Raw genomic sequence first — 7,149 nt, 5'->3', positions numbered from 1 at the left:
GCCGTGCTCTTCAGCTCGGCGGCGGTGGCGTCGCGGCGCACGCGCTGGCGGCTGACGGTGTACTCCGCCAGCACGCCGACGGGGCCCCAGTACCAGTAGCCCTGCGGCGCCAGGCGAGTGCGCTCGCCATCCGCGACCGCCGTGTTGGCGGCGGTGCCGTCCGTGCGGTAGCGGAAGAAGATCTCGCGGCCGGGGGTGCGGAACGACGGCAGCAGTGGCGCGGCGTTGGTGCCCTGCTGGTTGCCGGTGCTCGCGGCGATCCCAAGCCCCAGCCCCTTGAGCGGCCCCGGCGTCGCGCGGAACGGGTGCACGAACACGCGCCCGACCACGTCCTTGGCGTCGGAGGCGTCCACGTCCTGGTTGGCGCCGTCCGTCACGCCGTTGAAGATGCCGGCCGCGTACTCCAGCGCGCCGCCGCGCAGAACGCCGTGCACCTGCACGCCGACGTCGCGGTTGGGCACCAGCGCGGTGGGGTAGCCGCGCTCGGGGAACAGCACCACCCAAGGAGTCTGCAGCCGCTCCAGTCCCATGGGAATCTTGAACTTGCCCGCACGCAGGCGAAGGGCGGGCGTCACCCGTGCGTCCACGTAGGCGTCCAGGAGCTCCAACTGGCTGGTGGCCACGTCCATGTACAGCCGGTACTCGTAGCGGCTGTACAGGCTGCCCTGGAAGTCGGCGCGCGCGCGGCGCACCTGGAACGTGTTCACGGCCGCACCCGCCGTGTCGTCGGCGAAGAAGCGGCCGTCATACTGCACGCCGCCGCGCACGCGCAGGGTGAACGCGCCGTCGCCGGAGCGAATGCCGAAGCCGTCCTCGCCCGCCGTCACGGTGGGGGGCGCGGGGCGCGGCGTGCTGTCGGGGCGCGCGGGGGCGGTCGATTGGCCGTCCAGGCGCGCGGCCGCCGTGGCCGCCAGCAGCGTGGCGGCGAGAAGGGACCTGTGGATGAGCACTGACGTGAGTTCCGATCGGGAAGGCTGCGGGCCTGCGGAGGTGCAGGGCGGAGCAGGAACGACGGGGCCGCACCAAGGCACCCGACGTGCCGCATCAATCCAGAATCCGCAAGCCGTTGCTGCGCATGGGGATGGCGAAATTCCGCATCCGCGGGAGGAATGCTGCCCGTGACATTTCCCAGGATGCCCAGCATATTTACTGAGCACACGGGATCTGTCCGTCACATTTGCTGGGTTCACGATGCTGCTGGTTGATGTATGGCGGGAGGCGGGGCGGCACGCGTCTCTCGAGGAGACGGTGGAGCGGATCGCTCACCGCCTGGCGGACGAGATGCCGCTGCAGGCCCTGCTGATCCGCCGGCTGGACGCCGAGCGGCTGCGGCTGGAGACGGTGGCCGCCGGTGCCCCGGGCGCGGCGCCCCCCGGGCGGACGCGGACGGAACTGTCGAAATCGAACTTCCACGCGCTGGTCTCGTGGGCGCACGCCGGCGAGGTGCTGCGAGGCGCGCCGCAGGGGCTGGCCGGCGTCCTGGCCGCGGGCGAGGCGCGGGGCGAGGTGCTGGCCGGGCCGCTGCTGGACGGCGAGCAGGTGATCGGCGCGCTGGTGGCGGTGGGCCCCGCCTTCCGCCCCGCGCACGAGGACCTGTTCGCGCAGGTGCTGGAGCCGGTGTCGTCCGCCCTGCGCAGCGACATCCAGCTGCACGAGCTCACCCGCCTGCGCGAGGCGGCCGAGGCCGACAACCGGGCGCTCCTCTCGCGCCTCGGACGGCAGGAGATCGCCGATGCCATCGTGGGCGCGGACGGCGGGCTGCGCGCGGTGGTGGATCGTGTGGCGCAGGTGGCGGGAACGGACGCCCCGGTGCTGCTGCTGGGGGAAACGGGAACGGGCAAGGAGGTGATCGCCCGCGAGATCCATCGCCAGTCCGCGCGGGCGCGCGGCCCGGTGGTGCGCGTGAACTGCGGCGCCATTCCGCCGGGGCTCATCGACTCCGAACTTTTTGGGCACGAGCGCGGTAGCTTTACGGGGGCGGTGGCGGACCGGGCGGGGTGGTTCGAGCGGGCGGACGGCGGAACGCTCTTTCTGGACGAGATCGGCGAGTTGCCGCTGGAGGCGCAGGTGCGGCTGCTGCGCGTGCTGCAGGACGGCAGCTTCGAGCGCGTGGGCGGGCGCACCACGCACACGGTGGACGTGCGCATCGTCACCGCCACGCACCGCGACCTTCACACGATGGTGCAGGCGGGGACGTTCCGCGAAGACCTCTGGTACCGCATCAGCGTGTTTCCCATCCGCCTGCCGCCCCTGCGCGAGCGCCCGGCAGACATCCCGGTGCTGGCGGCGCACTTCGCCTGGCGCGCGGGGCAGCGGCTGGGCGGGCACCCGCTGGCACCCACTGCGGCGGACCAGGAGCGGCTGATCGCCTACTCCTGGCCGGGCAACGTGCGAGAGCTGGCCGCGGTCATCGAACGCGCCGTGATCCTGGGCAATGGCCACCAGCTGGAGATCGCCGCCGCGCTGGGGCCCGCGGCCGCGAGTGTCGCCGCGCCGACGGAGAATCGCCCCGGGGCAGCCGAAGCGGCGCCACGGGGCGAGGAGTTCCCGACGCTGAACGCGGCGATGGCGCGGCACATCGAGGCCGCGCTGCACAAGGTGAACGGGCGCATCGAGGGTCCCTTCGGCGCCGCCGCGCTCCTGGGGCTGAACCCACACACGCTGCGGGCGCGGATGCGAAAGCTGGGCATCCACTGGTCGCGCTTCCGCCCTGCCTGACGATGCTTGCAGGGGTCGGCGCACCGCGCCTACGTTGCGGCGGATATCTGCCGCACCTGCCCTCCATCCGACGCCCACAGGATCGGACACCCATGACTCCGCCACTCCTCCGTCGCGCACTGCTCGTGGCCCTGGTGCTGGGTGCCGCTCCACTTCGCGCGCAGGGCACCGAGACGCCGGCGCCGGCGGATACGAGCAGCAGCAACCAGACGAAGCCCCGTCTCTTCGGCGGGCTGCGCTACGGGGCTCCGCTGGGCGGCTCCATCTACGGCGCCGTCATGCTGGCCCGGCCCAACGATCTGGGCTACACCGGTCCGACGCTGGCCGCCGAGCTGGGGCGGGACGGCATGCGCGCTTCTCTGGGGATGGGAGCCGTGTGGTTCGGCTCGCAGCGGGCGCAGGTGAGCGTGATCCGTACGTGGGATCCCCACGGCGCCGTCCGGGCGAACCAGACGTACGTCGGGCCGGAGGTCGCCATCGGAATGATCCTGGGCGTCACCGTCGGCCACTACTGGCGCGTCGGCGACGGCGAGGGCGCCGCCCGGGTGTTCGCCATCGGCTCGTACCTGGGGATCTGAGCCAGCCGGCCCACGACGCGAAGAGCCCCGCCGGATCCGAAGATCCGGCGGGGCTCCGCGCGTTCAGGACTGCTGGAACCGTTCGCGGCTCAGTACGCCGTGAAGAGCAGCAGGTTGGGCGAGCCGGTGCCGGCGGACGTTACCTTGCCGGGGGTGGCGTTGCCCTCGAGCGCGGCTTCCACGGCCGCCGGCGAGGCGCCCGGGTTGCTCTGCAGGAAGAGCGCGCTCACGCCCACCACGTGCGGGGTGGCCATCGAGGTGCCGCTGATGGTGTTGGTGGCGGTGTCGCCGGTGTACCAGGCCGACTTGATGCTGCTGCCCGGCGCGAAGATGTCGACGCAGGTGCCGTAGTTGGAGTACGAGGCCTTGGCGTCGGTCGACGTGGTGGCGCCCACCGTGATGGCGGTCGGCACGCGGGCCGGCGAGTAGTTGCAGGCGTTCTGCGCGCGGCCGGCCTGGTTGCCGTTGCCCGCCGCGACGCCGTAGGTGACCCCCGCCGCGACGGAGCGGGTCACCGCGTCGTCGATGGTGGTGCTGGCACCGCCGCCCAGGCTCATGTTGGCGGTCGCCGGCTTCACGTGGTTCGCGGTGACCCAGTCGATGCCGGCCACGACGCCCGAGACGGAGCCGCTGCCGGCGCAGTCCAGCACGCGCACCGCCACCAGCTTCACGCCCTTGGCCACGCCGTACGCGGCGCCGCCGACGGTGCCGGCCACGTGCGTTCCGTGCCCGTTGCAGTCATCGGCGCTGCCGCCGTCCACCGCGTCGAACCCGGATACCGCGCGGCCGCCGAACTCGGCGTGGCTCAGGCGGATGCCGGTGTCCAGGATGTAGGCGTTGACGCCCGCGCCGGTGTTGGTGTAGCTGTAGGTGGTGGAAAGGGGAAGCGAGCGCTGGTCGATGCGGTCGATGCCCCAGGTGGCGCCGGTCTGGGTGGCCGACGCCTGCATGGGCAGGTCGGCCTCGATGTAGCGCACGTTGGGGTTGTTCTGCAGCGCGTTCAGCTGGCCGGCGTTCAGCGTGCCGGCGAAGCCCTTGAGGGCGGCGGTGTACACGAAGCGCGGGCTGACCCCGGCGATGGCCGCCACCGAGCGCGGATCGGCGTCGTCGTTGAGCACCACCACGTAGCGGCCGCTGGCCGACTGCGAAAGGACCGGCGCCGAAACGTCGGCCGACATGGGGGTTTCGCCGTCGGAGCAGGCGGTCAGGGCGACCAGGGAGGCGAGAGCGAACGTGGTGCGCTTCATGGAACGACTCCTCGAAGAGCTTCTCGGGCGCGGGCCCCGGAATGGAGCGGTGCGCCGGTGGTGGTGAACGGGTCCCGGTAAGGCACCGTTCGCGCCACGCCTCTCCGATCGCGCAACCCGTTGCGGGAGCGGTGGTTGAGTAGATCTGCGGGAAACGGTTGGCGCCCCGCTTCGGTGCGGAGTGGAACATTTGTGTGCACCGGAACAGGGCGGCTTGATCGGGCGGCACGCGTGAAGCCCCGCCGGATCCGAAGATCCGGCGGGGCTCCATCCATCCGCTTCGCTGCGGCTCAGTACGCCGAGAACAGCAGGCGGTTGGGCGAGCCGGTGCCCGCCGACGTCACCTTGCCGGTGGTGGCGCCGGTGGTGAGCGCGCTCGCCACGCCGGCCGGGGTGGCGCCCGGGTTGCTCTGCAGGTACAGCGCGGCCACGCCGGCCATGTGCGGCGAAGCCATCGAGGTGCCGCTGATGGTGTTGGTCTGCGTGTCGTTCTCGAACCAGGCGCTGGTGATGCTGTTGCCCGGGGCAAAGATGTCTACGCAGGTGCCGTAGTTGGCGTACGACGCCTTCTTGTCGGTCTTGTCGGTGGCGCTCACCGTGAGGGCCTCGGCCACGCGCGCCGGCGACGTCTTGCAGGCGTCCTGGGCAAATCCGAAGATGTTGCCGTTGCCGGCCGCCACGGCGTACGTCACGCCGGCCGCCACGGAGCGGCGCACGGCGTCGTCCAGCGAGGTGCTGGCGCCGCCGCCGAGCGACATGTTGGCCACCGCGGGCTTCACGTGGTTGGCCGTCACCCAGTCGATGCCGGCGATCACGCCCGCCGTGGTGCCGCTGCCGTCGCAGGCCAGCACGCGCACCCCCACCAGGTTCACGCCCTTGGCGATGCCGTACAGCGTGCCGCCCACCGTGCCGGCCACGTGCGTGCCGTGCCCGTTGCAATCGTCGGCCGTGCCGCCGTCCACCGCGTCGAAGCCCGAGCTCACCCGGCCCACGAACTCGGAGTGGCTGAAGCGGATGCCCGTGTCGATGATGTAGGCGTTCACGCCCACGCCGGTGTTGGTGTAGCTGAAGCTGGTGCTCAGCGGAAGCGCGCGCTGGTCGGTGCGGTCCAGCCCCCAGGTGGCGTTCAGCTGCGTGGTGCTGGCGTGCACCGCCTGGTCTGCGTCGATGTAGCTGACGTTGGGGTTGTTCTGCAGCGCGTTCAGCTGGCCGGCGTTGAGGGTGGCCGCAAAGCCGTTGAGCGCCGCCGTGTACACGAACCGCGGGCTGACGCCGGCGACCGCCGCCACCGAGCGCGGGTCGGCGCCGTCGTTCAGCACCACGATGTAGCTGCCGTCGGCCGAGCGCGACATCAGCGGCGCGCTCTCCGCGGCGGCCGTGGGAGCGGGCTGGTCGCCGCAGGCGGCCAGGGCAAGGAGCGAAGCAAGGGCACAGGTGGTGCGCTTCATGAGGAGCATCTCCGTTGGGACGGGAACGTTGCGATCCGTGCCGGGAAAGGCGGGGGTAACGGCTCGCGGGGGACGCCCCGGAGACAAGGCACCGATCGCGCCATCCGCCTCAATCTCCCTAAGTGCCCATACCACAACTATCTAGTCGGTGTGGACGATCGCGCTGGGCGCCCCGCTTTGGTGCGCACGAAAACAAACGTGTGCACCGAAAGGGAGCGCCCTGCCCGTCGGAGGGGGTCAGAAGCGGGTGAACAGCAGCCGGTTGGGCGTGCCCCCGTTCAGGCTGGCCGAGTGCAGGCGGATGCGGTCGAGGGTGGCCTGTCCGTTCAACGCCGAGGTGACCTCGTACGGGGTGGCGGTGGGAACGGCGGACAGGTACTGCGCGGCCACCCCCGCCACGTGCGGCGTGGCCATCGAGGTGCCGCTGCGGACGCTCGTGGCGGTGTAGCTGCCGATGCCCAGCGAGGTGATGCTGCTGCCGGGCGCCAGGATGTCCACACAGCGGCCGTAGTTGCTGAACGACGACTCGTAGTCGGTGCTGGTGGTGGAGCCCACCGTCATCACGTTGGGCGCGCCGGCCGGCGATTGGAAGCAGGCGTTCTGCGGCGTTCCCGCGAAGTCGCCGTTCCCAGCCGCGGCGGCTACGAAGAAGCCGTACTTCACCAGTCGCTCGGCCGCGTCGCGCACCGCCTGCACGTCTCCGTAGCCCAGGCTCATGTTCACCACCGCGGGCTTCTTCCCGTTGGCGGCGATCCAGTCCATCCCCGCGATCACCATCGACGCGGTACCGCCACCCGTGCAGTTCACCACGCGGCCCGCGTAGATCCACACGTTCTTGGCCACGCCGTGGCTGGTGCCGCCGATGGTGCCCGCCACGTGGCTGCCGTGGCCGTGGCAGTCTTCGGCGCTGCCGTGTCCATCTCCCACGAAGTCGCCGTTGCTGCCGTTGGCGATGAACGACGTGCGGGGATACAGGTCGTTGTGCTTGCTGTTGACCCCCGTGTCGAGCACGTACGCGTTCACCCCCTTGCCGGTGGAATTGTAGGTGAAGGACGAGCTGAGTGGCAGGTCGCGCTGGTCGATGCGGTCCAGCCCCCAGCTGGGCGGCGAGAGCTGCGTGGTGAACAGCTGCACCGGTGCGTCGGCTTCCACGTAGTC

The 7,149-nt window shown here is 71.3% G+C and carries 6 protein-coding genes; 2 read left to right on the top strand and 4 right to left on the bottom strand.

From position 1 onward, the window contains the following. Positions 1 to 950: OprO/OprP family phosphate-selective porin (locus tag VIB55_RS21525; RefSeq protein ID WP_331878729.1), on the bottom strand; the 950-nt coding region annotated here is incomplete at its 3' end. Positions 951 to 1,191: 241 nt separating this feature from the next. Between VIB55_RS21525 and VIB55_RS21520 the strand changes: the two genes are divergently transcribed. Both VIB55_RS21520 and VIB55_RS21515 read left to right on the top strand, forming a co-directional pair. Then, positions 1,192 to 2,718 (top strand): sigma-54 dependent transcriptional regulator, encoded by a 1,527-nt coding sequence (locus VIB55_RS21520; protein ID WP_331878728.1) that lies wholly within the window; start codon positions 1,192 to 1,194, stop codon positions 2,716 to 2,718. Positions 2,719 to 2,810: 92 nt separating this feature from the next. Continuing rightward, the gene (locus VIB55_RS21515; protein ID WP_331878727.1) at positions 2,811 to 3,296 is read left to right on the top strand and encodes a hypothetical protein; all 486 of its coding nucleotides are present in this window, start codon (positions 2,811 to 2,813) and stop codon (positions 3,294 to 3,296) included. An 89-nt stretch (positions 3,297 to 3,385) separates the two neighbouring features. Here the strand turns inward: VIB55_RS21515 and VIB55_RS21510 are convergent, their stop codons facing one another. From VIB55_RS21510 to VIB55_RS21500, 3 genes are all read right to left on the bottom strand, one after another. Continuing rightward, positions 3,386 to 4,543, bottom strand: coding sequence for a S8 family peptidase (locus tag VIB55_RS21510; RefSeq protein ID WP_331878726.1), 1,158 nt, complete (start codon positions 4,541 to 4,543; stop codon positions 3,386 to 3,388). 290 nt (positions 4,544 to 4,833) lie between these two features. Then, positions 4,834 to 5,991, bottom strand: coding sequence for a S8 family peptidase (locus tag VIB55_RS21505; RefSeq protein ID WP_331878725.1), 1,158 nt, complete (start codon positions 5,989 to 5,991; stop codon positions 4,834 to 4,836). A gap of 237 nt (positions 5,992 to 6,228) precedes the next feature. Beyond that, on the bottom strand, positions 6,229 to 7,149 hold a 921-nt coding region (locus tag VIB55_RS21500; protein WP_331878724.1), incomplete at its 5' end, for a S8 family peptidase.

This window comes from Longimicrobium sp., from assembly GCF_036554565.1.
In the GTDB taxonomy this organism is placed as follows: domain Bacteria; phylum Gemmatimonadota; class Gemmatimonadetes; order Longimicrobiales; family Longimicrobiaceae; genus Longimicrobium.
This window is presented reverse-complemented; position numbering and strand designations above follow the sequence as displayed.

Excerpts from the sequence above, each read along its gene's own strand:
- VIB55_RS21510 (WP_331878726.1), bottom strand. The coding sequence starts at position 4,543 with ATGAAGCGCACCACGTTCGCTCTCGCCTCCCTGGTCGCCCTGACCGCC.
- VIB55_RS21505 (WP_331878725.1), bottom strand. The coding sequence starts at position 5,991 with ATGAAGCGCACCACCTGTGCCCTTGCTTCGCTCCTTGCCCTGGCCGCC.
- VIB55_RS21515 (WP_331878727.1), top strand. The coding sequence starts at position 2,811 with ATGACTCCGCCACTCCTCCGTCGCGCACTGCTCGTGGCCCTGGTGCTG.
- VIB55_RS21520 (WP_331878728.1), top strand. The coding sequence starts at position 1,192 with ATGCTGCTGGTTGATGTATGGCGGGAGGCGGGGCGGCACGCGTCTCTC.